Annotated in this window: 21 protein-coding genes; 3 read left to right on the forward strand and 18 right to left on the reverse strand. The window is 55.7% G+C overall.

The window, feature by feature from the left end; genetic code table 11:
- Positions 1-94: 94 nt before the first annotated feature.
- The 14 genes from cpsB to ACQG11_RS01360 all read right to left on the reverse strand — a co-directional run bounded on the left by cpsB (position 95) and on the right by ACQG11_RS01360 (position 14,295).
- Positions 95-1,531, reverse strand: coding sequence for a mannose-1-phosphate guanyltransferase (gene cpsB, locus ACQG11_RS01295; RefSeq protein WP_063137677.1), 1,437 nt, complete (start codon positions 1,529-1,531; stop codon positions 95-97).
- A gap of 3 nt (positions 1,532-1,534) precedes the next feature.
- The gene (gene wcaI / locus ACQG11_RS01300) at positions 1,535-2,758 is read right to left on the reverse strand and encodes a colanic acid biosynthesis fucosyltransferase WcaI (protein WP_022648633.1); all 1,224 of its coding nucleotides are present in this window, start codon (positions 2,756-2,758) and stop codon (positions 1,535-1,537) included.
- Positions 2,755-3,234, reverse strand: coding sequence for a GDP-mannose mannosyl hydrolase (locus tag ACQG11_RS01305; protein WP_426728878.1), 480 nt, complete (start codon positions 3,232-3,234; stop codon positions 2,755-2,757). Before ACQG11_RS01305 ends, wcaI begins: the two co-directional genes overlap by 4 nt.
- A gap of 2 nt (positions 3,235-3,236) precedes the next feature.
- A complete protein-coding gene (gene fcl / locus ACQG11_RS01310; protein ID WP_015572377.1) occupies positions 3,237-4,202 on the reverse strand; it encodes a GDP-L-fucose synthase in 966 nt (321 codons plus the stop codon).
- Between the two features lie 2 nt (positions 4,203-4,204).
- Entirely contained in the window at positions 4,205-5,326 is a 1,122-nt protein-coding gene (gmd, locus tag ACQG11_RS01315) for a GDP-mannose 4,6-dehydratase (protein WP_003863514.1), read from the reverse strand.
- A gap of 24 nt (positions 5,327-5,350) precedes the next feature.
- Entirely contained in the window at positions 5,351-5,899 is a 549-nt protein-coding gene (gene wcaF, locus ACQG11_RS01320) for a colanic acid biosynthesis acetyltransferase WcaF (protein ID WP_003863512.1), read from the reverse strand.
- Positions 5,900-5,915: 16 nt separating this feature from the next.
- On the reverse strand, positions 5,916-6,662 hold the full coding sequence (gene wcaE / locus ACQG11_RS01325; RefSeq protein WP_023300546.1) for a colanic acid biosynthesis glycosyltransferase WcaE: 747 nt from the start codon (positions 6,660-6,662) through the stop codon (positions 5,916-5,918).
- Positions 6,663-6,678: 16 nt separating this feature from the next.
- A complete protein-coding gene (gene wcaD, locus ACQG11_RS01330) occupies positions 6,679-7,899 on the reverse strand; it encodes a colanic acid polymerase WcaD (protein ID WP_022648637.1) in 1,221 nt (406 codons plus the stop codon).
- Positions 7,874-9,091: a colanic acid biosynthesis glycosyltransferase WcaC gene (gene wcaC / locus ACQG11_RS01335; protein WP_023300547.1), complete on the reverse strand. Its 1,218-nt coding sequence runs from the start codon at positions 9,089-9,091 to the stop codon at positions 7,874-7,876. The genes wcaD and wcaC overlap by 26 nt, the downstream gene beginning before the upstream one ends.
- On the reverse strand, positions 9,088-9,579 hold the full coding sequence (gene wcaB, locus ACQG11_RS01340; protein ID WP_023300548.1) for a colanic acid biosynthesis acetyltransferase WcaB: 492 nt from the start codon (positions 9,577-9,579) through the stop codon (positions 9,088-9,090). The genes wcaC and wcaB overlap by 4 nt, the downstream gene beginning before the upstream one ends.
- Entirely contained in the window at positions 9,579-10,421 is an 843-nt protein-coding gene (gene wcaA, locus ACQG11_RS01345) for a colanic acid biosynthesis glycosyltransferase WcaA (protein ID WP_006811246.1), read from the reverse strand. Before wcaA ends, wcaB begins: the two co-directional genes overlap by 1 nt.
- 122 nt (positions 10,422-10,543) lie before the next feature.
- Positions 10,544-12,706, reverse strand: coding sequence for a tyrosine-protein kinase Wzc (gene wzc / locus ACQG11_RS01350; protein ID WP_022648640.1), 2,163 nt, complete (start codon positions 12,704-12,706; stop codon positions 10,544-10,546).
- Positions 12,707-12,708: 2 nt separating this feature from the next.
- Entirely contained in the window at positions 12,709-13,152 is a 444-nt protein-coding gene (wzb, locus tag ACQG11_RS01355) for a low molecular weight protein-tyrosine-phosphatase Wzb (protein ID WP_003862078.1), read from the reverse strand.
- Between the two features lie 6 nt (positions 13,153-13,158).
- The gene (locus tag ACQG11_RS01360) at positions 13,159-14,295 is read right to left on the reverse strand and encodes a polysaccharide export protein (RefSeq protein WP_022648641.1); all 1,137 of its coding nucleotides are present in this window, start codon (positions 14,293-14,295) and stop codon (positions 13,159-13,161) included.
- 693 nt (positions 14,296-14,988) lie between these two features.
- Here ACQG11_RS01360 and ACQG11_RS01365 point away from each other — a divergent pair.
- Positions 14,989-16,572, forward strand: a complete 1,584-nt coding sequence (locus ACQG11_RS01365; RefSeq protein ID WP_023306574.1) for a TerC family protein — start codon at positions 14,989-14,991, stop codon at positions 16,570-16,572.
- Between the two features lie 90 nt (positions 16,573-16,662).
- Here ACQG11_RS01365 and asmA read toward each other — a convergent pair whose 3' ends face one another.
- The 3 genes from asmA to udk all read right to left on the reverse strand — a co-directional run bounded on the left by asmA (position 16,663) and on the right by udk (position 19,851).
- Positions 16,663-18,513, reverse strand: a complete 1,851-nt coding sequence (gene asmA / locus ACQG11_RS01370; RefSeq protein WP_426728120.1) for an outer membrane assembly protein AsmA — start codon at positions 18,511-18,513, stop codon at positions 16,663-16,665.
- Positions 18,514-18,536: 23 nt separating this feature from the next.
- Entirely contained in the window at positions 18,537-19,118 is a 582-nt protein-coding gene (gene dcd / locus ACQG11_RS01375; RefSeq protein WP_006811250.1) for a dCTP deaminase, read from the reverse strand.
- Positions 19,119-19,209: 91 nt separating this feature from the next.
- The gene (gene udk, locus ACQG11_RS01380) at positions 19,210-19,851 is read right to left on the reverse strand and encodes a uridine kinase (protein ID WP_000130320.1); all 642 of its coding nucleotides are present in this window, start codon (positions 19,849-19,851) and stop codon (positions 19,210-19,212) included.
- A gap of 342 nt (positions 19,852-20,193) precedes the next feature.
- Between udk and ACQG11_RS01385 the strand changes: the two genes are divergently transcribed.
- Positions 20,194-23,523: a diguanylate cyclase gene (locus ACQG11_RS01385; protein ID WP_023306576.1), complete on the forward strand. Its 3,330-nt coding sequence runs from the start codon at positions 20,194-20,196 to the stop codon at positions 23,521-23,523.
- Here ACQG11_RS01385 and alkA read toward each other — a convergent pair.
- Positions 23,488-24,360 carry a DNA-3-methyladenine glycosylase 2 gene (alkA, locus tag ACQG11_RS01390; RefSeq protein ID WP_063146243.1) on the reverse strand — a complete coding sequence of 291 codons (873 nt, stop codon included), beginning with the start codon at positions 24,358-24,360 and terminating at the stop codon, positions 23,488-23,490. The two genes, ACQG11_RS01385 and alkA, sit on opposite strands and share 36 nt — an antisense overlap.
- A 130-nt stretch (positions 24,361-24,490) precedes the next feature.
- On the opposite strand from alkA, the gene yegD reads away from it, so the two are divergent.
- Complete coding sequence (gene yegD / locus ACQG11_RS01395) at positions 24,491-25,843, forward strand: molecular chaperone (protein ID WP_017383266.1); 1,353 nt, start codon at positions 24,491-24,493, stop codon at positions 25,841-25,843.
- Positions 25,844-26,000 lie beyond the last annotated feature (157 nt).

Below are 26,000 nucleotides of genomic sequence, written 5' to 3' on the forward strand. Positions count from 1 at the left end.
CAGGCAACAGTTGGCCCGCCCGTTAACAGGCTTAATTGTTTTTTATTCATTCGTAGGCCGGATAAGCGAAGCGCCATCCGGCGTTAAGACGGCGCTACACCCGCCCGTAGCGGTCCTGGAAGCGCACGATATCGTCCTCTTCCAGATACGAACCGGAACGCACCTCAATTAAGTCGAGTGGAATTTTCCCCGGGTTTTCCAGACAGTGCGTGGCACCCAGCGGAATATAAATGGATTCGTTTTCACCGAGCAGCTTCACTTCACCGTTGATGGTCACTTTGGCGGTTCCCGCCACCACTACCCAGTGTTCGGCGCGGTGATGGTGCATCTGCACCGACAGCCCTTCACCCGGCTTCACGGTGATACGTTTCACCTGGTAACGCTCGCCGGCGTCAATGGAGTCATATTTGCCCCACGGACGGTAGACTTCGCGGTGAATATGGTGTTCGTGGCGGCCATCGGCCTTGATCTTCTCCACCACTTTTTTAACGTCCTGCACGGCATTACGGTCGGCAATCAGCACCGCGTCTTTGGTCTGCACGACCACCAGATCTTTCACCCCTACCGTGGTGACAAGGCCAGATTCGGCGTAGACGTAGCTGTTTTCCGTTTTGTGGCTGATCACATCACCGTGATGGACGTTACCCTCCGGGGTATGCGCGCTAATCTCCCACAGTGACGACCAGGAGCCAACGTCGCTCCAGCCCGCATCCATAGGCACCACTACCGCATCTGCAGTACGTTCCATCACCGCATAGTCAATGGACTCTTCCGGACAGGCGAGGAAGGCTTCTTCGTCCACGCGGATAAAATCGAGATCCGGATCCACCACCGCCATCGCTTTTTCGCAGGCATGTAAGATATCCGGGCGATATTTTTCCAGCTCTTCCAGGTAGCGACCGGCGCGGAACAGGAACATACCGCTGTTCCAGTAGTATTCACCGCTGGCCACGTAGGCCTGGGCGGTTTCCAGATTCGGTTTTTCGACAAACTGCGCCACGTCAAAGGCCACGCTGTCGCCTTCACCAGGCGTAACGCTGCCGCGGCGAATGTAGCCATAGCCGGTTTCCGGAAGATCCGGCACGATGCCGAAGGTCACCAGCTTGCCGTTCTCAGCGTAAGGAATCGCCGCGCGAACCGCGTCGCGGAAGGCGTCTTCCTGCTGAATAACGTGGTCAGCCGCCAGCACCAGCATCAGCGGGTCGCAGTCCGGGCTGCTGCGTTTTGCTGCCAGCGCCGCAAGAGCAATAGCAGGCGCGGTGTTGCGTCCGGCAGGCTCCAGAATGATATTTTCGGTCAGTTTATTCAGCTGGCGCAGTTGCTCGGCAACGATAAAGCGGTGCTGCTCGTTACAGATCACCACCGGGCTTTCACACTCCACGCCGTGCAGACGGTTAACCGTCGTTTGCAGCATGGTGAGGTCGCCCTTCAGGCACAGAAATTGTTTTGGATAAAGCACGCGGGACAGTGGCCACAACCGGCTCCCGGATCCACCCGCCATTACGACCGGATACAAAGTGGTTTGACTCATGATTTATCCCCGTATATCTGCAATAAATTGGCTCAGCACGTTCTCTTTCTCGAGCGTGCGTTCGGCATATTCACGTGCCACCGTGTTCTCTTTTGGCATGGCGAGTGCCTGCTCAATTCCGGTCACCAGCGCAGGAACCGATTCTGGCTCTACGCAAACGGCAATGCCCGGGTAGCTGTTGCACAGCTGGCCTAATTCTGTTGCGGCTTCTGCCGTAATCACCGCATTTCCGCCCACTGCCAGAATGTTGGTCAGCTTGGACGGCAGCACCGCATCCGCCGCGCCGCGTTTTTGCACCACCAGATGGCAATCTGCCATTTTCAGCAGCGCGGGCAGCGCGTCATAAGACTGAAGCGGGAAGAAGCGGATGTTGGTCAGTCCGCGCTCGCTGGCCATTTTTTCCAGCCGCGCTTTACCCCCGCCCTGCCCGACTATCACGAACATCCACGGGTGTTCGCTCAGCTGAAGCGCGGCGTCAATCACGCTCTCCAGCCCCTGTTTTTCACCGATGTTGCCTGAGTAAAGAATGATTTTTTGATCTTCAGGCAAACCGAGCTGCGCGCGTAACGCCTGCGCATCCTGGTCTGTCACATCGCGGAAACGCGCCACTTCGGACCAGTTCGGAAAGAAGATCACCTTCTCCGCCGGGACACCCTTCTCCTGCGCCTTGTTCATCATCGAGCGCGAGATGGTCGAGACGTAATCCACGTTGTGCAGGCCGCTGCGCTCAAAGGCGCTGGCGAGCTTCGCCACCTTGCCGCCCTTGCCTTTCCCGGCCATCCCCAGTCCGAGCATGGCGTCCACTTCATAATCCTGAATGTGCAGCAGGGTGCGCGCGCCGGAGAGTTTTCCCAGCAGGCGCATGCCTGGCGTGCAGAACAGCGTCGGCACCACGCCGATGATGCGATCCGGCTTCCAGCGACGTTGCGCCATCAGCGGGAAAAAACTGCTCAGGGCAAAGCTGCCCAGATGAATTAAACGTTTCAGCGTCGAGGGCTGTTTCGGCACGTAGAGGGGGCAGCGCCAGACGGTCGCAGCCCCCTCTTCGCGGCGGTAGCGCCAGCTGGAATAGCGTTCGCCTACCTTCCACTCCGGGTAATACGGCGGGGCAGTAATCACCCGCACGTCATGTCCCTGGCTCGCCATCCACTCGACCATCTCGCCGGTGTATTTCCCGATACCGGTAAGCTCCGGCGAGTAGTTAATTCCGTAGACGAGGATTTTCATAGGCCTGGCACCTCGGCCTGACGTTCCGCAAGGAAGTACGCCCGACTGTTGTCATGGACGTTGTCGTTTGCCAGCAGCGCCTCTGGCGTTAACCAGCGGTAATCGTCATGCTGAGAATCAGGCAGACGCAGGTCTGCCTCACTCACCTTCAGGCGGAACCCCAGCACGACATAGTGCGTGGTGAACCCGGTGCCCGAAAAGTTATCGTCATAGAAGTGCTGCCAGACCCCGTAAAACTGGCCCGCTGCCATCGGCAGTTGCAGGCCCAGTTCCGCCAGAGTGAGACGCTCAAACGCATCGCTTAGCGTCTCATACTTCTGCACGCGCCCGCCGGGCACGAACCAGAAGCCCTGTGCAGGACGATTGGTTCGTTTCCCCAGCAAGAACTCGCCGCGTTCGTTCTCCACGATCAAATCAATTGAGATGAGCGGAGTGGAACGCACCACCGTGGCAAAATCTTCCTGACTTAAAAACATCATTACCCCCGGAAGCGGTGCTGGTTTTCCAGGAACCACTGGTAGGTGCTGGCCAGCCCCTGCTCCAGTGAGACCTCGTGATACCAGCCAAGCTGATGCAGACGGGTCACGTCCAGCAGCTTGCGCGGCGTGCCGTCCGGTTTGGTGGCATCAAACACCACGCGTCCTTTGTAGCCCACCACCTGCGCGATGGTCTGCGCCAGCTCGCGAATGGTGCAGTCCACGCCGGTCCCGACGTTAATGTGCGACAGCATCGGCTCGGTGTTTTCCTGCCACACCTCGCGATCCAGCTCCATGACGTGAATGCTGGCTGCCGCCATATCGTCCACGTGCAGGAACTCGCGCATTGGCGTGCCGCTGCCCCACACCACCACGTCCGGGGCGTTTTCGGCAGTCGCCTCGTGGAAACGACGCAGCAGCGCCGGGATCACGTGCGAATTGCTCGGGTGGAAGTTGTCGTGCGGTCCGTAGAGGTTGGTCGGCATTACCGAGCGATAGTCGCGGTTATACTGACGGTTGTACGATTCACACAGCTTGATCCCGGCAATTTTGGCAATCGCGTACGGCTCGTTGGTGGCTTCCAGCGTGCCCTGCAACAGTTCGCTCTCGGCGATCGGCTGTTTCGCCATTTTTGGGTAGATACAGGATGAACCGAGGAACAGCAGCTTGTTCACGTTGTGCAGATGCGCCGCGTGAATGATGTTGCTCTCAATCATCATGTTCTCGTAGATGAAATCCGCCGGGTAGGTGTTGTTAGCGACAATGCCGCCCACCTTCGCCGCCGCCAGATACACCTGGTCGATACGTTCGCTGGCGAAGAAGTCCTGCACCGCTTTGCTGTCAAGCAAGTTCAGCTCGTCGCGGGTGCGAACAATCACCTCAACGTCGCCCCGCTGTTCAAGCTGGCGGACAATCGCGGAACCCACCATTCCGCGATGACCGGCGACAAAAATACGTTGTTTTGTCATTCTCAGGACTCCAGCGCGATGGCAACCTCGTAGCCATGGGACTTGAGCAGGGAGTGTTTTTTCGCTGCTTCAAGATCTTTGGCCACCATCTCGGATACCATTTCTTGCAGGGTGGTTTCTGGTTTCCAGCCCAGCTTCTCGTGCGCTTTGGTTGGGTCGCCCAGCAGGGTTTCCACTTCAGCAGGACGGAAGTAACGCGGATCCACCTGAACAATCACGTCGCCTGGCTTCACGCCCGGTGCGTCGTGGCCGGTCACGGAAACAACGATACCCTTCTCTTCCACGCCGGTGCCTTCGAAGCGCAGCTTGATGCCCAGCTGTGCCGCAGCCATCTCAACGAACTGACGTACGGAGTACTGCACGCCGGTCGCGATCACGAAGTCTTCTGGCTGTTCCTGCTGCAGCATCATCCACTGCATTTTCACGTAGTCTTTCGCATGGCCCCAGTCACGCAGGGAGTCCATGTTGCCGAGGTGCAGGCAGGATTCCAGACCCTGAGCGATGTTGGCGATAGCGCGGGTAATTTTACGGGTCACGAAGGTTTCGCCACGACGTGGGGATTCGTGGTTGAACAGAATGCCGTTACAGGCGTACATGCCGTAGGATTCACGGTAGTTCACAGTGATCCAGTAAGCGTACAGTTTCGCTACCGCGTACGGAGAACGTGGGTAGAACGGCGTGGTCTCTTTCTGCGGAATTTCCTGCACCAGGCCGTACAGCTCAGAGGTAGATGCCTGATAGAAACGGGTTTTCTTCTCAAGACCCAGGAAGCGAATCGCTTCCAGCAGACGCAGCGTACCCATGGCGTCCACGTCAGCGGTGTATTCCGGGGATTCGAAGGAAACCGCAACGTGGCTCATCGCGCCCAGGTTGTAGACTTCATCCGGCTGTACTTCCTGCAGGATGCGGGTCAGGTTGGAGGTATCGGTCAGGTCGCCGTAGTGCAGGTGGAATTTCGGGTTTGCCGCATGCGGATCCTGGTAAATGTGATCGACACGTTCGGTGTTAAATGAAGACGCACGACGTTTAATACCGTGTACTTCATACCCTTTTTCCAGCAGTAACTCTGCCAGGTAAGAACCATCCTGCCCGGTAACGCCGGTGATGAGAGCGACTTTAGACATGTTTATATTCCTCTACTTATGAATTTAATCAGTTTCAACGCGTTCGCGTATCACCACTGCGGGGTTGCCACGGCAAATTTTATTTGCCGGTAGCGATTTAAAAACGCTGCTGCGGGCACCGACTACCGTGCCATCGCCAACAGAAACACCGGGTGCAACAAAGACGTCTGTTGCCAGCCAGCATTTTTCACCGATCACAACAGGCGAAGCGGTAATATCAAAATGCGGGCTCATAAAATCGTGGCTGCCGGTGCACAAATAACACTTCTGTGAAACCACCGAATTTGCGCCAATCGTAATCTCGCCAAGGGTATATAACACCGCGTCATCCCCAACCCAGGCGTAATCCCCAAGCGTTAATTTCCAGGGATAAGTAATTTTCACCGAAGGACGAATGACTACGTTTTTTCCTATTTTTGCGCCAAACAGACGCAGTAAAAATGCGCGCCAGCGGTACAGTATTTGCGGCGACCAGGCAAATAACGTTGCCTGTACAGCCCACCACAGTTGAACTTTAATACCGCTCCCGCCCCGAAAACCTTTCGGCACGGAGAATCCATTTAATTCCTGCATTACGTTTCCTTATATCTCAGGCTTTGTTATATAAGGCTTTCGCTTTACCCGTCGTTTTCAGACGTAAGAAATAAGATAATTCCGCCCAGAACCCCGGTACGCGTAATATTTTACGTTGCACGTTTTTGGCATCCTGGCACAATTCCAGATTATTCGAGGTTGACACGCCGCCCATTGAAAATTCGGATACCAGTCCTTTAATTCGACGGAACGGGTAGCCAGATTTGTACAGGCTGGCGGCCAGGGCATAATCTGATGACACTTTATATTGCAAATCGTAAGGCTGCTTTTTCAGGCCGCTCATCGGAAAGAAAATAGCCTGATGGCTTGCCGGCAAGCTGTGGTAGATATACCAGCCTGGTTTCGCGCCGCGCAGGACTTTTTTCCCCTCGCCGAAATCAAGCAGCGCATCACCGATAAACATGGCATCTTCTTTCTGGCGCGCCAGCTGGCGTGCAAACAGCGCCACATCTTCATGGAACACGTCGCCGGAATTGAGGAAGATGGCGTAGCGCCCCTGCGCCATGTTAATGCCTTTATTCATGGCATCGTAAATGCCTTTATCTTTCTCGCTGATGTAACGTAAGTTGAACTCACCGTTAAGTTTTTCCAGGAACTCCGCCGTGCCGTCGTTCGAGCCGCCATCGACCACGATCCACTCAAAGGTGAGGCTCGGATCGCGCGCCAGGTTGCGCAGCGAGCGCCAGGTTTTTACCACCCCTTCGTGGTTACGAAAGGCGACAGTAATGACGCTAAGAAACATAAATCACCTCATTTCGTCATACGCTCGTAATATTCAGCGCTTTGCGCAAAATAAACGGACATACAATTAAGAATGCATATTCCGGGCTAAATATTGACCCGGTAAAAAACAACGACACCGGTGTGAACAGATAAAGTTGCACGCGAAAGTTCTGGTTATCACCAAACGCGTTAATCATCATTTTGAAAACTTTAAACAGATACCACAGTGTCAACAGTACGGCGAACCAGGAAAAATAGATAATTAACAGATACAGACCATTGTCTATGGTTTTACCGACATCCGCACCGTTAAAGATTCCGAATGATGCAACATATTCGTAAAGTGAGCCGAATCTTACTACGCCATCAATATGGGTTAAGGAATAACCCACCATCACCAGTGGACCAATGATGCGATAATAGGACGACGAACCTTCCGTTCCCAAATCACCCAGACGTTCAGAAATGTACGGGAAGGCGAATATTACGCCCACTAAAAATACCGTCAGAGAAATGATCGCCAGCGGCAGTTTTTTCTTAATCGCCTCTTTGTTCAGGTACTGGAACGCCCACTCCAGCAGGTAAAACAGAATAAACGTCATTACCCCTGAGAACGACCCTGACAGAACGATTCCTGCAAGAATCATAGCATCGGTCTTGGGGGTTTTGATACCGAACTGTTTGATGCTGAGCCAAATTGAGATTAATGCCAGAGCAAAAAACGCCGGTTCAAAATAGAGCGCAGTGGTACGCTTGCCACCAAACTTAATGAAGTTCAGTACATAGCTGTTACTGTATATAAGATATTTCGAAATTATTTCCATCAGGCTACTGCCGCCTGTGAGAATAATTTGCGCCATCTCCAATGCCGCAAGCATAACAATCAGCCCGACGACAATATAAAAGAACCTGAGGATTTTCCTATAATTGTGCGGAGAGATAGTTTTAAAACGAATACTCCACACCATGCCAATAATGATAACGATATAAACAAACAGCATGGTGGAGGTGACATATTTGCTGGCGTCCAGCGACTGACCAAAGATGTAGTTAAACGCCGTCAGACCAAACCCGATCCCCAGCGCAATCATCAGCTTTTTGAGGTTAAGCTTATCAACGTATAGCAACAGCAGAACCGGCAGGAAGGTGACGATGGTGATTGGGAAGCTTTCACCGAGCTGGGCAATCTTGACGTTGACCAGCAGGTAGATCAGCGGCAGCAGCAGATAACTACAGATTCTGATAGAACGAGACATACTCCTCCAGCATCTGTTGTCCACTGTACGCTTTGCGGCTGCGGTTGCGGAACGATTCCAGGTCCGTGCCAAAAACAGCCTGCGCGATATCGGCCTTCGACAGCTGCACCAGCGGCAGCACCTCGTTCTCACTGAAGGTTTTACCGCCCGATTTCTCCAGCACTTCGCGCGCCGCGTCGCTGTGGGTGGCAATGACCGGCACGCCAATGGACAGCGCTTCGCACAGGATCAGCGGGTAGTTGTCCACGCGGGAGCTGAACACCAGCGCGTCCATACCGTTGAGCGCGCTCATCAGTTTGCGCTTGTCGGTTTCAAACCCGTGATTCACCACGTTAGCGCCTTCGAACGGCGAGAATTTGCCGAAGGTATGCAGCTCAATTTTGTCGCCGAGCGCCATCATGTCGCGCACCAGCTGTTGGTTGGTTTTGCCGTCGTAGCGCAGGTCATGGGCGACGACCGCAATTTTCGGCTTGCCGGTGGTAATGGCTACGGGCGTCAGTTCGGCCAGGATCTCTTCCGTCGCCACATCAATACCATTATTGATAATCTGGCAGCGCCCTGCTCCGTACAGGCTATTAAAAGCATCTGCCACGTGCTGGCTTGGAGAGATAAAGGTGCAGCCGAGCGAGAGCATGTCGCGGAACAGCTGACGCTTGCCCTCAACCAGCTGATGCGCGCGATCGACCTTCACCGGCGGATAGTTGCTGAGCGTAGGGCATTTCTGGCAGTTATCTTTCCAGCCTTCGCAGCCGTCGGTAAAGGCGCAGCGTCCGGTCACGCTCCAGTGGTCGTGTAGCGTCCAGACGAAACGGGTGTCCGGCTTGTGCGCCTTCACTTTGCCACAAAACGCTACCACCTCTTCCAGATTCAGCCAGTAGCTGTGTAGCACGTGGAAGTGCAGCACAACCGGCCCGCGGGTGCGGGTGACGGTGCGGTAGAGATTATTCAGGTTGCCGAACAGGTCGCGGTTAAACAGGCGGAACAGCGCAATATTGGCGATGGAGGTCAGACGTGGCGTCTGCTTCAACACCTGCGGATAGTTATCATGGCTGACGCTTTTCTTGCCGCCCTTGCCGTAACCGTAAACAAAGCGCGACTGTAATCCTTTTTGCAGCGCGCGCTGGTGCAGATCCAGCGCTACGCCTGCCGCCCCGCCCTCTGCGAGGCGTACGTTAAATTGCAGAATGTTCATTTAATCACCTTCACGCGGGCTTTCTCGCCCACCACCAGCGCATTGTCCGGAATGCTGTCCAGCACCACGCTGCCTGCGCCAACCGTCACGTTATTGCCCACGGTAATCTCCCCGATCATCACCACGTTGGCGCCCAGCTCGACGTTATTGCCAATCACCGGGCAGGCCAGGCTGTCTGGCCCACGGTTGCCGATTGTCACCCCGTGGCGAATGGTGAAATCATCACCCGCGACGACGAACTTGTTGATGACAACCGCATAGCCGTGATGAATGGTAAAGCGGCGGCCAATGGTGGCAGCGGCCTGAATTTCATAGCCAAAAAAGCATTCGGTGATGATGCGGTACAGCACCAGCACCGGCGCGGCCCAGATATTGTTCAGCACATTTTTTTTGCGCCACACCGAGCAAAAGTGCGCAATACGGTAGGCCAGAACCATGCAGCACGGGCGCAGGCTCCAGCTGTTAGCGCGGCAATCTTCCAGAAACATTATTTCCCCCGAAGCCCGTCAGCCAGACGCTTGCCGTTACGCACCGACAGCAGCGTCAGCAGCGTGCGCCAGTTCATGCGCTTGTTACGGATCTGATACAGGGTAAAGAGCTGATACTTCCGACTGGCACGGTCAAACTTGTCCTTGTGCTTGCGGTAAAAATGGAAGTAGCCCGAGAATTTTTTCGGTGACGAGGTGATCTGCATCTCCCCGTGGTTGATGTGCAGGATCTGCGTGGCCTCTTCCACCTTCCACGGCTCGCCGTACTCCACCACCATCCGCAGGAAAATGTCGTAATCCTGTGCGGCCTTCAGCTCGGTATCGAACAGACACTCCTTAAAGCGCCAGGCCCAGGTAAATACCTGATTGCCAATGATGTTGCGCTTGTAGAACAGGCGGCGGGAATACGGTGATTTCGGATACAGCGGCAGGCTGGCCGGCTGCGAATAGACCTCGCCCTGACAGACATAGTCGTTGGCATACAGAAACGCGTGGGTCACCAGCTGCGCTTTGTGCGACAGGAAGATCGACAGACGGTTTGGCGTCCATTCGTCATCATCGTCGATACCGGTCAGATACTGCCCTTTCGCCTGCATAATCGCCTGATTGCGCACCGCGCACGCCCCGGAGTTGATGGCGTTGTGCGTGTACACCACGCGCGGGTCGTTCAGGTCTTCGACAAACTTTTGCAGCTGTTCGTAAGAGGAGGAACAGTCATCCACGATAATCAGTTCCCAGTTATCGTAATCCTGACGCAGGACCGATTTAATCGCGCGGATCGCCAGCTGCTGACGATTCCATGTCGGCATATAGATAGAAATCAAAGGGCGTTGTGTGCTCATGTATTCCTCCTGCCCCTCACCCCGACCCTCTCCCCGGAGGGGAGAGGGTGAAAGACCGCACCAGGCAGTCCCCTCTCCCCTCAGGGGAGAGGGTTAGGGTGAGGGGTGTGGGGTGTGTTTTGTTATTTAGAGTCAGACTTGTATTCGTACTCGTAGTAGCCGTAATCCTGATAACCCGTCGCACGGCGGAAGATGGAGTTCAGAATGACCCCTTTCACCTCAATACCGTTCTGCTCAAAGCGGCTCAGGCTGGTTTCCACTTCCTTCAGGGTGTTCACCGCATAGCGTGCAACCATCAGCGTGGTGCCCGCATGACGCCCTACCACGGCGGCGTCGGTGACCGCCAGAATTGGTGGGGTATCGATCAGCACCAGGTCATAGTTTTTGCTTGCCCACTCTATCAGCTGCGTGAAGCGCTCGCTCATCAGCAGTTCAGACGGGTTCGGCGGTACCTGGCCACGCGGGATCAGGTCAAATTTCGGAATCGAGGTCGGCTTGGCGCTCTCGCTGATCTCCCCTTTACCCAGCAGGATTTCCGACAGGCCGTTAACGTTGTTGGTACCCAGCAGCTCATGGGTGTAGCCCTTACGCATGTCGCAGTCGATCAGCAGCACGCGCTTGTTGGTCTGGCTCACCACCGCCGCCAGGTTGGCACAGACGAAGGTCTTACCAATTGACGGGCTGACACCGGTCATCATCAGGACGTTGTTTTTGGCCTGCATCATGGCGAAGTGGAGGCTGGTACGCAGGCTACGCACCGCTTCAATCGCCAGGTCGGTCGGGTTACCCACGGCCAGCAGCTGGCTCTGTTTGTAACGCTTGACGCCCTTAACGGTTTTGACGCTGTCACGGGACTTCTGCCACTCCGAAAGCGGGATGCTGGCGTACACGCTGATCCCGTTCTCTTCCAGCACCTGCGGGCTTTCGATACCGCGGTTGAACAGCGAGCGCAGCAGCACGCCGACGATAGAGAGCATCAGGCCGAGAATAATGCTGCCGAGGATGATCAGCGCTTTCTTCGGCTTCAGCACGCCCGGCTGGGTAATCGCCGGGTCAACGATACGCACGTCGCCCACGGTACTGGCTTCGGTGATTTTCAGCTCCTGCTGCTTGTTCAGCAGTTGCATGTAAACCTGCTGGCCGGATTCCACATCACGCGTCAGGCGTACGATTTCCTGCTGCGTCTTCGGCATCGCGGTCACGCGGTCATTCAGCTTCGCCTTCTCTTCTTCCAGGGTACGACGTTTCTCGAGCAGCGTGCGGTACGCCGGGTGACGTTTGGTATAGAGCTTGGAAATTTCCGCCTCTTTAAAGGTCAGCTCGTTTAGCTGCGCATCAATATTGACCATGGAGTCGAGAACCGATTTCGCCTCCAGCGGCAGGTCGACGGAGTCTTTATCCTGACGGTATGCGTTCAGCTTGTTCTCGGCGTCATCCAGACGGGCGCGCACCTCCGGCAGCTGTTTACTGAGGAACGCGAGGCTTTTAGCGGCTTCCGCTGACTTGCGCTCAACGTTCTGCTCAAGGTAGTTACGGGTGATGCTATTCAGGATGTCGCGGATTTGATCCTTGTCTTCACCGGTGAAGGTCATGCTCAGGACGCCGGTGTCCTTGCCGTTTTCGGTGACGGTCAGGTTGTTTTGCAGATTGTTGATCATCCCGAGCGTCGAGAATTTGGTGACCGTAAACTCACCGCCCTCGTGCGCCTGGATGGCACCAACCCTGATGCTCACGCCATCTTTGGTCAGCATCTGCCCCACTTCGCCGCGCGCGCTGAAGCCTGCGTCGCTGGTCAGCTGATACTGTTTTGGTCCCAGCACGGTCAGGGTAAAGGTTTGGTCCCCTGCCCCTTTTGGAATCACGAAGTCGGTCACTTTTACCGTATCGTTACTGCGCCCCATCAGGCGATCCCAGCCTGCGCCAAACACCGGGAAGGTGTTTTTGGTGACCGCGATATCCAGCCCCAGATCGTGAACCGTTTTGCCCAATACCAGGCGCGACTGGATCAGCTGAATTTCAGCCTCCGATGCCGGCGGCTTGTTGGCCAGCGCAGAGCCGATATCCTGAACCAGCGAGTTTCCGGTATTTTGTTCGATCTGCACCAGCGCGTCGGCGCTGTAAATAGGCGTCGCGAACAGCGTATAAACGATCGCCGCCACGGCAAAGATGGCGGTTATACCCAGCACCCACCATTTCGCTTCAATAACGGTCCCGACCAGGCGACCGATATCGATTTCATCACTGCCCGACGTCGGGGCGGCAGAAGGTCTTGTTTTTTCTGTCATTGTTATCCCTGCTGAGCTTTCAGTGCCTGCGCCCACTGGCGGGCAGACTGGTCTAGTAAGGTGTATACCGCCTCAAAGGCCTCGCGGCTCTTGCGATACGGATCGGGAATTTCGCGCTCACCATCCCAGTGACCAAACAGCATCACCTTGCCGCGCATCTCCGGTGCGATATCGCACAGCGCGTGAATGTGGCGTTTTTCCATCGCGAGGATCAGGTCATATTCCCGGCACATTCGGCCAGAGACCTGACGGGCAACGTGCCCGTCGAGTGAGAGGTTATGCTCAAGGGCGACGCTTGCGGCACGTTCGTCGGCACCTTTTCCGACCAGCGCGCCCAGCCCTGCGGAGTCGACCGTTAACGCAGGCTGGTAATTTTTCAACAGCCTTTCAGCCGTGGGGGAACGGCAAATGTTCCCCACACACACCACCAGAATTTTGTTAAACATCGCGGCTTACCAGGTATGAATGTCGCTCGCCGTATCCGTCATGTAGCGAACGCCACTGATGGTAGGCAGCAACTGGTTGATCAGACGGTTCCAGCGGGCAACCGGCGCGGTGGTGACATAGACCACATCGTATGGCTGGAGACGGAACGACGTTGCCATGACCAGCGACGTCGCGTCGGACATGTCCAGCTGGTAGATGTTGGCAATCTTGCCTTTCGCGTTTTCGCCTTTGATCGGACGGATCACAAAGATACCGCTGGCGTTGGAGGCGGTCAGATCGATACCTTCCGCGTTGCCCAGGGCTTCGGTCAGGGTCATACCGCTGAAGTCCATCTTGAGGGTGCTCTGTTTCTTCACTTCACCCATCACGAACACTTTCAGATCGTCGTTGCGCGGCACGTAAAGAATATCGCCCGGATAGAGGAGACGGTTCTGGGTCAGGTCACCGTTTTGCATCAGCGCCTGAAGCGAAATGCGCTGCTCTTTGCCGTTGTGGGTCAGCACCACGTTGCGCCAGTCAGCACCGTCGGTTAAGCCGCCTGCGGCATTGATCGCATCAAGCACGGTGAGCGGGACGTTGGTGATAGCCTGCTGGCCGGATTTGTTGACCTGGCCTGAGATATAGGCTTTCTGGGATCGGAACGCGGCGATATTAACGTCCACCTGCGGGTCAGCAATGTACTGCGCCAGGCGGCCGGTAATATCACTACGGATCTCAGCAAGCGTTTTTCCCGCGACGTGCACTTTGCCAATGTAGGGATAGAACATGGTGCCATCGGACTGTACCCAGTTACCGGTGTCGCTTGAGCTACGGTACTGGCCCGCAGGTGTGGTCAGTTCCGGGTGATCCCAGACGGTCACGTTAATGACGTCACCCGGACCAACGCGATACTGGTAAGAGGCAATTTCCTGGTCCAGAGACATATTTGGCTGAGCAACATTCGGACGTGGGCGTAATTGTTCTACCAGACGTGGGGTTAATGGGTAAACATTCACCATTTTGTCGAGATCAAAATCAGCATCCTGCTGTTTAATCACATCCTTGCCCATTGTTGACATATTGCTGCCGGGAAAGACCGTGCAACCACTCATCAAGGTCACAGACACCAATAATGGCATCAATTTCATTTTGGATTTCATCATTGATTATTTATCACTTTGGCAGAGTAATTATCCTGTGCAATTAAAATAAGCGCGGGTCGTGGTGACAATCAGAATGCAGTTAATCATTTAGCAATATAACTGGCATCAGTCCTAAAAAAAGCTTATTCATCCATTGGCTATTGACAGAATAATTGAGGCTGATTCACACGCTTTCAGGCACGCTACCGCCCTTGGCTTTCAGTTACCAATCCACTGACTAAACAATGCGTTATGGTTAGACACCCTCTTGGATCAGGCCTTTTGAGAAATATATCCGCCACCTTAAACGGGTGATTGATAATGTATAACCTTCACCAAAGACTGAAACAAAAATAGCAACAAGGAGATTTAACATTTGATGCTGGAAGAATTGTTGCAGCTAACCTAATAGCAGGCAAGGAGACAACCGTCCTAATATTCGTTTTTAAGATTAATATTAAGAGCAAAGTTTTGAGGTTTTCGGATTTTCTTTATATTGACAAAATAGAGCGCCAGACCATTTATTGCGATATATCCTAAATATCGTCTTTTGTAATTAAATCTTCGCATTTAACTTATTTACACAGCCCCGCAAATGGGTTTTACCTAAGTGTAGCATTAAGAGAAATCTCACCCCGGCATTGCAATTTCCGTCTGCTTTATCCATGATCGAAGTGTGACATTAGTCATATAACAGAAGGTATTGCATTTACTATGGAATGGATTGCCGATCCATCAATCTGGGCCGGGCTGGTGACGCTGGTCGTCATCGAATTAGTGCTCGGCATTGATAACCTGGTGTTTATCGCCATCCTTGCCGATAAATTACCCCCTTCACAACGCGACCGCGCCCGCGTGACGGGTCTTCTGCTCGCCATGGTGATGCGTCTGCTGTTACTGGCCTCAATCTCCTGGCTGGTGACGCTGACCAAACCCTTATTCAGCGTGCAGGGTCTGAGCTTTAGCGCCCGAGACCTGATCATGCTTTTCGGCGGATTGTTCCTGCTGTTCAAAGCCACGGTTGAGCTTAATGAGCGGCTGGAAGGAAAAGACAGTGAAAACCCCACCCAGCGGCGCGGCGCTAAATTCTGGCCGGTGGTCGCGCAGATAGTGGTGCTGGATGCCGTCTTTTCTCTCGACTCCGTGATTACTGCCGTCGGGATGGTTGACCATCTGGCGGTGATGATGGCCGCCGTGATCATTGCCATCACCCTGATGGTGCTCGCCAGTAAAGCCCTGACGCGCTTCGTGAACAGTCACCCGACTATCGTCATTCTCTGTCTGAGCTTCCTGCTGATGATTGGCTTTAGCCTGGTGGCGGATGGTTTTGGCTTCCATATCCCGAAAGGATATCTGTACGCAGCCATTGGTTTCTCGGTGCTTATTGAGTTTCTTAACCAGCTGGCCATTTTCAACCGCCGCCGTTTTCTTTCCGCGAACCAGACATTACGACAGCGCACCGCAGATACGGTGATGCGCCTGCTGAGCGGCAAAAAAGAGGATGCCGAGCTGGATGCTGAATCCGCTGCGATGCTAGCCGACCACAGCGACGGGCAGATCTTCAACCCGCAGGAACGCCGGATGATAGAGCGCGTGCTTAACCTCAACCAGCGCTCGGTCAGCAGTATCATGACCTCCCGCCACGACATTGAGCATATTGACCTGACGGCACCGGAAGAGCAGATCCGTGCCCTGCTGGATAAAAACCAGCACACCCGCGTGGTGGTGACCGGCGGAGAAGAGGAAGAAGAGCTGCTGGGCGTGGTACACGTGATTGACCTGCTGCAACAGCAGCTTCACGGTGAGCCGCTCAACCTGCGCGCGCTGGTGCGCCAGCCGCTGGTCTTCCCGGAAGCGCTGCCGCTGCTCTCCGCGCTGGAGCAGTTCCGCAACGCGCGTACTCACTTCGCGTTTGTCGTTGATGAGTTTGGTTCTGTGGAAGGGCTGGTGACGCTCAGCGACGTGATGGAAACCATCGCCGGTAATCTGCCTAATGAGGTGGATGAGATCGATGCACGCCACGATATTCAGAAAAACGCAGACGGCAGCTGGACCGCCAACGGCCATATGCCGCTCGAAGATCTGGTGCAGTTCGTTCCGCTTCCGCTGGACGAGAAGCGCGAATACCACACCATCGCCGGTTTGCTGATGGAATATCTGCAACGTATTCCGCAGCCGGGCGAAGAGGTCCAGGTGGGGAATTACATGATCAAAACCTTGCAGGTAGAGAGCCATCGCGTGCAGAAGGTGCAGCTGATACCGCTGCGCGGTGAGGATGAGATGGATTTTGAGGTGTAAAAAAGCCGGGTGGCGCTTCGCTTACCCGGCCTACGGTGTCTGGCTTTTGTAGGCCGGGTAAGGCGAAGCCGCCACCCGGCACAACAGGCATCAGAGCTTATCGAGCAACTTTTTCACGTCCTTACCAGACTGAGACTCTTTATTGCGGTCCGCCCAGTCATTCAGCCGACGTTTCGCTTCATCCTGAAGGTGCTTACGCAGGATCTGATCGACCTGCAAACTGTAATTGAGTTCCTGCCATTTTCCGTACACGCGCAGCGGTATCGGCGTCTGTTTCAGGAAATCGACAAGCTGGCCTTCCCCTTCCCAGCCGGCCTTCACGCGGACGTTGAAGCGGGTGTCAACCGTCTCTTTCACCAGATCCAGCGCGCCGTTTCCGGTCAGCGCCAGCAGGGACGAGATTCCCTGCATCTCGTCGAGCGAGAGCTGACCGTTGTCGAGGGCAAGCTCGCTGGTAAAGCTGTCGAGACGGGTTGCGCTATCGTAGTTTTCATTCGCCTTCACGCTGCTGCTGCGCTCTACCGCCTGCTGCACCAGTTGCTGGAAGTTCAGCCCTTCCATGCGCGAATCTTTTAGCTCAACGTGCGCCTGCCCCTTCCAGCTACGACGGAAGGCGTCCGCATCAATCTTCGTGCCGGAGAAATCCCCGGCCAGCGACAGCTGCCCCGTGAGGGAAATCGGGTAATTAAAGGCTTTCAGGATGGTGCCAATCTCAACGTTTTCCAGACGCGGCTGGAACGCGGCGCTGGCAACGTCTTTACGTACGTCCAGCGTGCCCGGCAGGGAGAGATTTCCTGCCCCCATTTTTCCGCTGAGCTCAGAGATGACCAGCAGGCCGTTGTGGTTGAACATCTGGCTGTTGACGTCAGTAAAATCAATCCCACGCCAGCGCACGCTGTTCGCTTTAAGCAGAATGTCGGCGGTAAATCCGCGCAGACCATTGTAGTCAGGCAGATCGAGACTGGAGGAGATCACCGGACGCGACTGCGTGACCTGGCTTTGCCCTACCTGCGCGACACCCTCATCGGTCGCATTCACCGTTTGGGCCGCGAGCAGGTTCTCAAGGTTCAGCTTGTCGAATTGCAGATCCAACACCCACTTGGGTTTCTCATCAAGCGTGACGCTCGCCTGCCCCTTCAGGGAACTGTCGTTGGCCTGGAGGTTGAGCGCGTTCAGTTCGAGCTGTTTGCGCTCTTCGTGCCACACCGCCTGCATCGTGCCCTGGCCGGCGATCCCCTTCGCGGGTAAATCCGCGCCGGTCAGCTGCCAGTTGACCTGCTGAACGTCCGCCGTCAGCTGGTGCGGGTAGTCAGAGGCGTTCACGTTCGCATTCATCGACAGGTTGAGATCGCGCTGATTACGGTTGATCCGCCCGGAGAACTCCATGGTCGCGTGATGGTTGGCGTCCTGCTCCATCCTGAGGTTGATATTGCGGACGGTGATCTGTTCGTCATCCTCATGCTGGAAAACCAGCACGCTGTCAGCAACTTTCAGATTACCAATATCGAAAGACCAGCCAGTGTCAGACGGAACGTCAGGCAAAGTATTTTCACGCGGTGCGACCGGAGCATTCGCCTGACGAACGGCTTCGGTTTGTGGCGTAAGCTGAATCACCGCCCCTTTCAGCATCACCTGTTCAACCTGGAGCTGATGGGATAAGAGCGGGATGAGCGCGACATCAAGACGCATGTTATCCGCCGTAACAAGCGGCTGCGCGGCGCCCGGCGCGGTGAGCGACATACGTCCGGAGAGAATGCTGAGCTGCGGCCAGACGTGCCAGCGCAGCGGCCCGTCCAGCTTGAGTTCATACCCGCTGCGCGCTTCAACCTGCCGCACCATATAGGCCCGGAAGTCATTCGGGTTAACCAGCAGCACCAACGCTGAAAGGCCAGCCACCAGCACCACCAGCAAAATCATCAGCGTTGTCAGAACTCTTCTCATGGCTTCCTCAGTGAACTCACAGATCAGTCTTTATCGATACGGCTGGCAACCGCACCCTGCTGGTCGCGATATTTTGCGTCCTGACGGCGGTTATAAGGACGGTCTGCCGGGCCGGTCAGCGGTTCGAAGCTCAACGCACCGATCATCATTCCCGGGCGAAGCGCCAGCGGCAGTTTACCGGCGTTAAAGAACTCCAGCACGATACGGCCAGACCAGCCCGGATCGATACGGTGCGCGGTGACGTGCACCATCAGGCCCAGACGCGCCAGAGAAGAGCGTCCGTCAAGCCAGCCGACCAGATCCGCAGGCAGCGTGACCGATTCAAAGGTCACCGCCAGCGCCAGTTCGCCAGGATGGAGATAAAACGCCTCTCCTTCTTCGATGACGATTTCGTCACTCATGACGCGATCCAGCGCCGCACTGACTTCGTCTTTCGGCCCGCTGAGGTCGATAAACGGTGCCGTGTGGCCGCTGAAGGTGCGGAACTTATTCCCCAGACGTACATCGACGGTCACGCCGTTAATACGCTCAACCGGCGGACGCGGGGTGATAGACAGGCGGCCTTCATCCAGCCAGGCTTCTATATCGCGGTCACAAAGACGCATGGCACTTTCTCCTTTCGTGCATCGCGCCCTGAATCCTTACGGCGTCAGGGCAAAACCAGGTTATCTCTGAACGGTACACAATTCACACGGCTTATTCAAAAAACTGACTGATTTTCGCTTTTAAGATATCAATGGCAATACGGTTTTTACCGCCGCGAGGCACAATAATATCGGCGTATTGTTTAGAAGGCTCAATAAATTGCAGGAACATCGGGCGAACGGTTTTCTGATACTGCGCCATCACGGAGTCCATGGAGCGACCGCGTTCGTTAACGTCGCGTTTAATACGCCGCATCAGGCAGATATCCAGCGGGGTATCGACGAAAATCGAGAAGTTCATTGATTCGCGCAGACGGGCGTCGGTGAGCAGCAAAATCCCTTCAAGGATAATCACCTTCTTGGGCTCAATGCGGATCGTTTCCTGGGTGCGGGTATGTTCCACGTAACTGTAGACGGGCAGCTCAATCGCCTCGCCGCGCTTCAGCGCTTCCAGATGCTGGAACAGCAGACTGTGATCCATCGCACTGGGGTGGTCGTAGTTGGTTTTTACGCGCTCTTCCATCGAAAGATGGGATTGATCTTTGTAATAGCTATCTTCGGGAATAACACCGATATGCTCATCACCCACTTGTTCACGCAGTTCGCGATAAAGCGTACTGGCAATAAGACTTTTACCTGAAGCCGATGCGCCGGCGATGCCTATGATGACGCACTGATGAGACTTATCAGTCATAAATTTAGCGACCTGATTAACCTGGATGTAAGGAAGGACGACGCCGGAGCGTCAAACGCGGCAATTATAGGGATTTCGGGGGCGTGATACCAGTCGAATGCGCAGGTTATGCGAGGCGGGCTGAAAAGCGCCGTTTCACGCCTTTAGCGAAATTTTTACGCACGGATTTTCACCATTTCATCCCCCTTCTTCGCAGAGTAACTATTTTATAAGTCTATGAAGTCAAAATCTGAGCACTCAGCATATGAATTGTAAAATGTTTGTACTAGCATAAACCAAATTAATGATTTCACGCGTCCGGAGCTGGCTCCTGACAACACGGCGTCCCTGGATAGAGCGGTAATGAATAAACAATACCAGCGGGTTTTGGTTACTACCCCACATCCTTTACTGCGGCTTGTCTGTCTGGGTCTGGTCACGTTCATCTTCACCTTATTTTCCCTTGAGCTGACTCGCTTCGGTACGCTGCTGGCGCCATTGTGGTTCCCGACCTCCATTATGATGGTGGCGTTTTACCGCCATGCGGGAAAAATGTGGCCCGGCATCGCCCTCGCCTGCTCCTTTGGCAATATTTTTGCCTCGTGGATGCTCTTTTCATGGGAATCAATCAACTTAACCTACACGGCAATCAATATTATTGAGGCCTGTGTTGGTGCGGTGTTGCTGCGTAAGCTGCTCCCCTGGTATAACCCGCTGCAAAACCTCAACGACTGGATACGCCTTGCCCTCGGCAGCGCCCTGGTGCCGCCGCTGGTGGGCGGCATTCTGGTTCATTTTCTGGTGCCAGGCGCGGAGCCGCTGCGTAATTTTCTGTTTTGGGTACTTTCAGAAGCCATTGGCGCGCTGGCGCTTGTACCGTTAGGTCTGCTGTTTAAACCGCATTACCTGCTGCGCCACCGCAACCCGAGACTGCTGCTGGAAACGCTGGTGACCCTGGTCGTTACGCTGGTTCTTAGCTGGACGGCAATCACCTGGCTGCCGTGGCCGTTCACCTGCATCATCGTTTTGCTGATGTGGAGCGCGGTACGCCTGCCGCGAATGGAAGCATTCCTGATTTTTTTATTCACCATCATGATGGTGTCCTTGATGATGGCGCGAAACCCGCCCTCCATGACACCTTCAAACATGATGGTGACCTTCAACGCGCCATGGCTTCCCTTTCTGATGATGCTGCTCCCCGCCAACATTATGACGATGGTGATGTATGCCTTCCGGGCCGAGCGTAAACATATTACTGAAAGTGAAGAACGTTTTCGTAATGCGATGGAATATTCCGCGATTGGTATGGCGCTGGTGGGCATTGAGGGCCAGTGGCTTCAGGCCAACAAGGCGCTGTGCAATTTCCTCGGTTACAGTCAGTCTGAGCTTCAGTCGCTCACGTTCCAGCAGTTAACCTGGCCGGAAGATTTAAATACCGACCTGGAGCAGTTGCAACAGCTGATTAACGGGGAGATCAACAGCTACAGCCTCGAAAAACGCTACTACACCCGCAGCGGCGAGGTGGTGTGGGCGCTGCTGGCCGTTTCCGTTGTGCGCCATGCCGACGGCACGCCGCTCTACTTTATTGCCCAGATTGAAGACATCAACGACCTGAAACAGACCGAGTGGGTGAATAAGCGTCTGATGGAGCGTATCACCCTCGCGAACGAAGCCGGCGGCATCGGGATCTGGGAGTGGGATCTCGAGCCGGACGTGATCAGCTGGGATAAACGGATGTTTGAGCTGTACGAGATCCCCCCGCACATTAAACCTACCTGGCAGCTCTGGCATGCGGCCATGGTGCCTGAAGATCGTGCGCACGCCGAACAGGTACTGCGTGAGTCACTCCAGGCCAGGGTGCCTTTCAAGCTGGAATTTCGCATTCGCGTCAAGGATGGCATTCGCCACATTCGTTCGCTGGCGAACCGGGTGCTGAACAAACAGGGCGAAGTGGAGCGGCTGTTAGGGATCAATATGGATATGACCGAGGTGAAGCAACTGAACGAGGCGCTGTTCCAGGAAAAAGAGCGCCTGCATATCACCCTCGACTCCATCGGCGAAGCGGTGCTGTGCACCGATATCGACATGAACATCACCTTTATGAACCCGGTCGCCGAGAAGATGAGCGGCTGGTCGCAAAGCGAAGCGCTGGGTCAGCCCGTTCTGAAGGTGCTGCACATTACCTTCGGCGAGAACGGCCCGTTAATGGAAAACATCCACAGCGGCGATATGTCCCGTACCGATATCGAACAGGATGTGGTGCTTAACTGCCGGAATGGAGGCAGTTTCGACATTCATTACAGCATTACCCCGCTCAGCACCCTGGAGGGGCACGCTATCGGCTCGGTGCTGGTGATTCAGGATGTCACCGAGTCGCGCAAAATGCTGCGCCAGCTGAGCTACAGCGCTTCCCATGACGCCCTTACCCACCTGGCGAACCGCGTCAGTTTTGAAAACCATCTTAAGCGCCTGTTGCAGACGGTACAGGAGACCCATCAGCGTCACGCGCTGGTCTTTATCGATCTTGACCGTTTTAAGGCGGTGAACGATACCGCAGGCCACGCGGCGGGCGACGCGCTCCTGCGCGAACTCTCTTCGCTGATGCTGACCATGCTGCGCTCCAGCGACGTGCTGGCGCGTCTGGGCGGCGACGAGTTTGGCCTGCTGCTGCCGGACTGCAACGTCGAAAGCGCACGCTATATTGCGGGCCGGTTGATCGACGCCATCAACAACTATCATTTTTCCTGGGAAGGACGCCTGCACCGCATCGGCGCCAGCGCGGGGATCACATTGATTGACGACGCTAATTATCAGACAGCGGAAGTGATGTCTCAGGCCGATATCGCCTGTTACGCCTCGAAAAACAGCGGGCGCGGTGTGGTCACCGTCTATGAACCCCAGCAAGAGCGGATCCACAGCACGCGCAGCATGATGTCGCTGGATGAGCAGTGGCACATGATCAAAGATAATCATCTGCTGATGATCGCCCGCAGCGTCGCCTCACCGCGCATTCCCGAGAGCAGTAGCTTCTGGCTGATTTCCCTGCGGTTGTGGACCAGCCAGGGGGAAGTGCTGGAAGAGCATGCCTTCCGCGCCGGGCTGGCGGAGCCGGAGCTGCTGCACGCCCTTGACCGACGTATATTCAGCGAATTTTTCCGTACCTATGCCGCACAGGTGGCGGCCAAAGGGATGGGCGTCGCGCTGCCGCTCTCAGAAGCGGGTTTAGCCAGCGTCACGCTGGTGGATGAGCTGCTCGACCTGATCACCAGAGGTCCGCTGCCGGCGCGGCTGCTGCATCTGGCGATCGCCGTTGATGTGCTGAGCAATACGGATGAAAACGTGCAGCAGGGTCTGCAAAAGCTTCGTCAGGCTGGCTGTCGCGTGGTGCTGACCCGGGTTGGACGCGATATGAACGTCTTCAGCCAGCTCAGCGCCAACACCGCTGATTATCTGCTGCTGGATGCAGACGTGGTGACCAACGTCCACGGCAATCTGATGGATGAGATGATGGTGACCATCATTCAGGGCCACGCCCAGCGTCTGGGCATAAAAACCATTGCCGGGCCATGCCATCAGTCGATCATGATGAATACGCTGTCGGGCATCGGCATTGACTTTATTTACGGCGACACCATCGGGGAAGCGCAGCCGCTCGATCTACTGCTGAATACCAGCTATTTCGCCATCAACTGACGGCGACCAGCCGTCGGTGTACCAGATATGTAACAGCGCATACGAGCGCCACGGCTGCCAGCGCTCGGCATAGCGACGGATCTGCGCGGGCGTCATACCGGCAAAGCGCTGTTTAATGAGATAATCATCCGGCAGGAAAACATCCTTCGCCTGCCAGCCGCGCAAGGCCAGATAATTAGCGGTCCAGCGCCCGATGCCGGGGCGCTGCTGTAGCGCCTTCATCCCGGCCTCGACGTTCGCAGGCGGGAACAGCGGGAATTCACCCTCCACCACCGACTGCGCCAGATGAATCAACGACTCCGCACGCTTGAGCGGCATCCCAAGGGCTTTCAACGCCAGCGGATCCACCGCGGCCAGTACCTCTGGCGGAGGAAAACAGAGGTAGCCCGGCGCGTCCTGGATGGGTTCACCGCACAGCGCCACCACTCTTGACGCCAGTTTTGCCGCCATCGCCACGCTCACCAGTTGCCCGAGAATGGCGCGCACGCCCTGCTCGTAGGCATCCATCGCGCCCGGCAAACGTAACCCCGGCCGCGCCGCGCCGAGGTCGCCCAGGGTCTGCGCAATTCTTAGCGGGTCGCAATCAAGATCGAACAGGCGGGCAATGCGATCCAGGCAAATATCCGCCACCGGGATCAGGCCAGGGCTGAGCGACACCGCCAGCGTATGGGTTGCGCTGTCTGGCGTAACCCGTAAAACGCCCTGGTGCCCCGCATAGCCAAAACTGCGTTCGTAGTAATCCTCCGTAACGGTCTCAACCCCTGTGACCGCACGCGCGGCAAGAAAGCCAAACATCCACTGCCAGTCGTAGGGCGGTTGCCAGTTCAGGGTGTACATCGTCTCTCCTTTTGTATTTACCTCAGCATAAACCGAAAGATCGCGTTGCGCCTTGCTTTCATATTCCTGTTGTCGCCTGGCAGACATTTCGCTAAAGTCTCGCCCCTTCTCACCGGCATGGGGATTTATTGTGTTTATTGGATTCGACTACGGCACCGCAAACTGCTCGGTTGCGATAATGCAAAACGGACAACCACAGCTCCTGAAAATGGAAAACGGCAGTACGCTGTTGCCGTCAATGCTCTGTGCGCCCACGCGTGAAGCGGTGAGCGAGTGGCTGTTCCGCCATCATCAGGTTCCGGCCACGGCGGCGGAAACCCAGGCGCTGCTGCGCCGTGCGGTCAGCTTTAACCGCGAGGAAGATATCGACGTTACCCCTTCCAGCGTGCAGTTCGGTCTCTCTTCCCTCGGGCAGTACATTGAAGACCCGGAAGAGGTCTACTTCGTTAAATCGCCGAAATCCTTCCTCGGCGCCAGCGGCCTGAAGCCACAGCAGGTGGCGATGTTTGAAGATCTGGTCTGCGCGATGATGCTGCACATCCGTAATCAGGCGCAATCCCAGGTGCCGGATGCCATCACCCAGGCGGTGATTGGCCGTCCGATCAACTTCCAGGGGCTGGGCGGCGACGAAGCCAACCAGCAGGCGCAGGGGATCCTTGAGCGTGCAGCGCACCGGGCTGGTTTCCGTGACGTGGTGTTCCAGTATGAGCCGGTTGCGGCGGGACTAGATTTTGAAGCCACGCTGACGGAAGAGAAACGGGTGCTGGTGGTGGACATCGGCGGTGGTACGACGGACTGTTCATTACTGCTGATGGGTCCGCAGTGGCATCATCGTCGCGATCGTGAAAACAGCCTGCTGGGGCACAGCGGCTGCCGCGTGGGCGGTAACGATCTGGATATCGCCCTGGCATTCAAGAGCCTGATGCCGCTGCTCGGCATGGGCGGTCAAACCGAGAAAGGCATCGCCCTGCCGATCCTGCCATGGTGGAATGCGATTGCCATCAACGACGTCCCTGCCCAGAGTGATTTTTACAGCACCGCGAATGGGCGTTTCCTTAACGATCTGGTGCGTGATGCGCAGGATGCAGAGAAGGTCGCGCTGCTGTATAAGGTGTGGCGTCAGCGCCTGAGCTACCGCGTGGTGCGCACCGCCGAAGAGAGCAAAATTGCCCTATCCGATCGTCCAGAGCATGCGGTTTCGCTGCCGTTTATCAGTGACGATCTGGCTACGGCTATCACTCAGGAAGGGCTGGAAATGGCGCTGACTCAGCCGCTTCAGCGTATTCTGGAGCAGGTGCAACTGGCGCTTGAGAACGGCAACGTGAAGCCGGACGTAATTTACCTGACTGGCGGTAGCGCCCGTTCGCCGCTGATCAAGAAAGCGCTGGCGGAACAGCTGCCGGGGATCCCGATTGCCGGCGGCGATGACTTTGGCTCCGTTACGGCAGGGCTGGCGCGCTGGGCGCAGGTGGTGTTTAGCTAATGGGGTTGTGCCGGGTGGCGCTGCGCTTACCCGGCCTACGGTTCGAGGATCTTGTAGGCCGGGTAAGGCGAAGCCGCCACCCGGCGAAACAACGCACCACACTCAGACCATTCCTGACAGTCTTCCATATTTCCTCCATTTTTCCGCTGTGTTACCT

It is taken from the genome of Enterobacter cloacae complex sp. 372C4 (genome assembly GCF_050030615.1).
In the GTDB taxonomy this organism is placed as follows: Bacteria; Pseudomonadota; Gammaproteobacteria; order Enterobacterales; family Enterobacteriaceae; genus Enterobacter; species Enterobacter intestinihominis.